The organism is Streptomyces sp. NPDC054847, from assembly GCF_053610925.1.
In genome coordinates, this window is the sequence record NZ_JBSGZJ010000683.1 from 1 (window position 1) to 2,392 (window position 2,392).

At 72.4% G+C, this 2,392-nt stretch carries 2 protein-coding genes; one reads left to right on the plus strand and one right to left on the minus strand.

The window, feature by feature from the left end:
* Positions 1-87: 87 nt before the first annotated feature.
* The gene (locus ACWGH4_RS34160) at positions 88-1,137 is read right to left on the minus strand and encodes an LLM class F420-dependent oxidoreductase (protein ID WP_364601397.1); all 1,050 of its coding nucleotides are present in this window, start codon (positions 1,135-1,137) and stop codon (positions 88-90) included.
* 129 nt (positions 1,138-1,266) lie between these two features.
* Between ACWGH4_RS34160 and ACWGH4_RS34165 the strand changes: the two genes are divergently transcribed.
* On the plus strand, positions 1,267-2,250 hold the full coding sequence (locus ACWGH4_RS34165) for an aldo/keto reductase (RefSeq protein WP_441266474.1): 984 nt from the start codon (positions 1,267-1,269) through the stop codon (positions 2,248-2,250).
* Positions 2,251-2,392: the final 142 nt, after the last annotated feature.

Consider the following 2,392-nt stretch of genomic DNA (forward strand, 5'->3'; position numbering starts at 1 on the left):
GCGTTGTACCGCGTGACGGCCGTGGCGGGGAAGACCCCCGAGCCCCCACCACGGCCGCAGACTTCCCGTGGCGGAGCCCCTGGGGCCTCAGGCGAGGCCCGCGCGCTCCAGGGCCTCGGTTCCCGCGCGCAGGGCGCTGATCCGCTCGTCGAGCGTGAAGCCCGCGGGGGCGAGGGTCAGGGTGGTGACCCCGGCCGCCGCGTAGGCCTGCATCCGGTCGGCGATCCGCTCCACGGGCCCGAGCAGCGCGGTCTGGTCGATGAGTGCGTGCGGGACGGCGGCGGCCGCGCCGGCCTTGTCGCCGCCGAGGTACTTGTCCTGGATCTCGGCGGCTTCCTTCTCGTAACCCATGCGCTGGGCGAGCTGGTTGTAGAAGTTCTGCTTGCGGCTGCCCATGCCGCCGACGTACAGCGCGGTGTACGGCCGGAACATGTCGGCCAGACCGGCCACGTCGTCGCCCACGGCGAGCGGCAGGGTCGGGCAGACGTCAAAGCCTTCCATCGTCCTCCCCGCCTTCTCGCGGCCCGCGCGGATGTGGCGCAGCGCGGTGTCCTCGATGTGGTCGGCGGACGGGAAGATCAGCAGAGCGCCGTCGGCGATCTCGCCTGTCTGCTCCAGGTTCTTCGGGCCGATCGCCGCGATGTAGAGCGGGATGTGCTCACGCTGCGGGTGCACGGTGAGCTTGATCGGCTTGCCCGGCCCATCGGGCAGCGGCAGCGTCCAGTGCTCACCCTCGTACGACAGGCGCTCGCGGGACATCGCCTTCCGGACGATCTCGACGTACTCGCGCGTGCGGGCGAGTGGCTTGTCGAACTTCACGCCGTACCAGCCCTCGGAGACCTGCGGTCCGGAGACGCCGAGGCCCAGCCGGAAACGGCCGCCCGAGAGCGAGTCGAGGGTGGCCGCGGTCATCGCGGTCATGGCCGGCTGACGGGCCGGGATCTGCAGGATCGCGGAGCCGACGTCGATGCGCTCGGTCTGGGCGGCGACCCAGCTGAGCACCGTCGGGGCGTCCGAGCCGTACGCCTCCGCCGCCCAGCAGACGTCGTAGCCGAGCCTGTCGGCCTCCTGCGCGACGGCGAGGTTGTCGCCGTCCATGCCCGCGCCCCAGTAGCCGAGGTTGATGCCGAGCCGCATAACCGCTCCCTCTTACTGATCAGTAACGTGCCTGTCTCCGGACTCTAGCGCGGGTACGGTCGATCCGGCAGGGGCACGTTGTCCACAGGCTCTCTCAGGGTGGGCCCCTGGCCAGTAATCTCAGCGCCCATGGAGCAGAGGCATCTCGGCCGCACCGGCCTGCGCGTGTCCCGCATCGGACTCGGCACCCTGACATGGGGCCGGGACACCGACGAGCACGACGCGGCCGACCAGCTGAAGGTTTTCTGGGAGGCGGGCGGCACGCTGGTCGACACCGCCGACGTGTACGGCGGCGGGGACGCGGAGTATCTGCTCGGGCAGCTGGTCGAGCGGCTCGTGCCGCGCAGCGAGCTCGTGATAGCGACCAAGGCGGGCAGCGTGCCGGATCCCGACCGGCGCTTCGACGGCTCACGCGGTCATCTCCTTGCCGCGCTCGACGCGTCGCTGGCGCGCCTGGGCACCGACTACGTGGACCTGTGGCAGGTGCACGCCTTCGACCCGGACACACCACTGGACGAGACGCTCCAGGCGCTGGACATCGCCGTCAGCACGGGGCGCGCCCGGTATGCGGGCGTGTCGAACTTCTGCGGCTGGCAGCTCGCGAAGGCGGCGACCTGGCAGCTGGCCGCGCCGGGCGTACGCACGCGGCTCGCGAGCACGCAGATGGAGTACTCGCTGCTTCAGCGGGGCGTGGAGCGGGAGGTACTTCCTGCCGCCCTCGACCTCGGGGTGGGGCTGCTGCCGTCGTCGCCGCTCGGGCGCGGAGTGCTCACCGGCAAGTACCGGACGGCCACGCCGGCCGACTCCCGGGGCGCGTCGGAGCAGATGGCGCCCTTCGTGGAGCCGTATCTGGACGAGGCCGCGAGCGGCATCGTGGACGCGGTCGTCACGGCGGCCGACGGCCTGGCGGCGACGCCGCTGGAGGTGGCGCTCGCGTGGGTGAGGGACCGGCCGGGCGTGGTGGCGCCGATCGTCGGCGCACGCAACGCACAGCAGCTCATGGCGGCGTTGTCGGTGGAGGCGCTTAGTCTTCCTGACGAGATCCGCCGGGCGCTCGACGATGTGTCGGCGCCCGTCCACCGCTATCCCGACCAGGACTGGAGCACGCTGTGACTGCGCCTTCCCGGGGGACACCCCCCGGTTCCCCGGCCGCGGGGCCGCCCGCCGACACCGCCGAAGAGGCGGTCGCGCCGGGTCCCGGCGGCTCGCTGCCGACCGAGGGCGCGGGCGCCACGGAAGCGGCGGGGGGCACGGC

What these genes read in the sequence shown, in the direction of transcription:
- ACWGH4_RS34165 (WP_441266474.1), top strand. Translation starts at nt 1,267, where the DNA reads ATGGAGCAGAGGCATCTCGGCCGCACCGGCCTGCGCGTGTCCCGCATC.
- ACWGH4_RS34160 (WP_364601397.1), bottom strand. Translation starts at nt 1,137, where the DNA reads ATGCGGCTCGGCATCAACCTCGGCTACTGGGGCGCGGGCATGGACGGC.